Origin of the sequence: Proteiniphilum sp. X52 (genome assembly GCF_003712195.1) — a bacterium.
GTDB lineage: Bacteria > Bacteroidota > Bacteroidia > Bacteroidales > Dysgonomonadaceae > Proteiniphilum.
Genome location: NZ_RDSD01000076.1, coordinates 1 through 891 on the forward strand (window position 1 = coordinate 1; position 891 = coordinate 891).

Annotated in this window: 1 protein-coding gene; it reads left to right on the plus strand. The window is 44.4% G+C overall.

Annotated elements, in window-relative coordinates; genetic code table 11:
* Nucleotides 1-25 precede the first annotated feature (25 nt).
* The coding region (locus tag D7D25_RS17705; protein ID WP_148038990.1) for a DUF1573 domain-containing protein at nt 26-891 on the plus strand (866 nt) is incomplete at its 3' end.

The following is an 891-nucleotide window of genomic DNA, read 5'->3' on the forward strand; positions in this document are numbered from 1 at the left end:
AAATTCAAATTAGAGCATTCATAGCATGAGAGCACCTTATTTTTTATTGTTGATGGGAGTATGCGGATTGATGCTTTCTTGTAAAAAGAATCCGCAAAAAGAAATTGCCAAACTGGTTACCGAATGGCAAAGCAAAGAGGTTGTCTTTCCTGCCGGCTTGGTTTTCACAAAACACGGAAGGGATACGGTGGAATATGAACTTCCGTGCTCATCACACAAAATATTGGTGTATGTGGATTCCATCGGTTGCACAAGCTGCAAACTGCAACTACATAAATGGAAAGAATTTATAGAAGAGGTGGATTCTTTGACGTACGGAACGGTTCATGTTATCTTCGTTTTCCATCCCAGGGATTTGCGGGAAATATCCTATCTTTTAAAAAGAGACGGAATCGACATTCCGGTTTGTATCGATGTGGAGGATAAACTGAATGCGATGAACCGGTTCCCATCTCATCAGGAGTTTCAAACATTTTTGCTCGACGATGAGAATAAAGTTGTGTTTATCGGTAATCCCGCGCATAATTTGCGGGTGAAGGAGATGTATCTGTCGGAGATCTCAGGTAGGGGAGCGTATCATGCCGCATCCGCACAATCTGCGCGAAACACGCAAGTTGAAACAGATAACACGGAGTTTGATTTGGGAACTATCCCCAAAGGAGAGGCCAAAACGGTTGGCGTTTCCATAAAGAATGTGGGCGATTCGCCTTTTATGATTTTTGATACCCGCGCATCCTGCGGGTGCACGCATATTGAGTATGAAAAAAGACCGGTACTGCCGGACAGCACAACCCGGATAAGCATCACCTACCATGCCGACGACCGGGGGTATTTCAATAAAACCGTTTCGGTGTACGGCAATATGGACAACTCGCCGTTGATTATACGGCT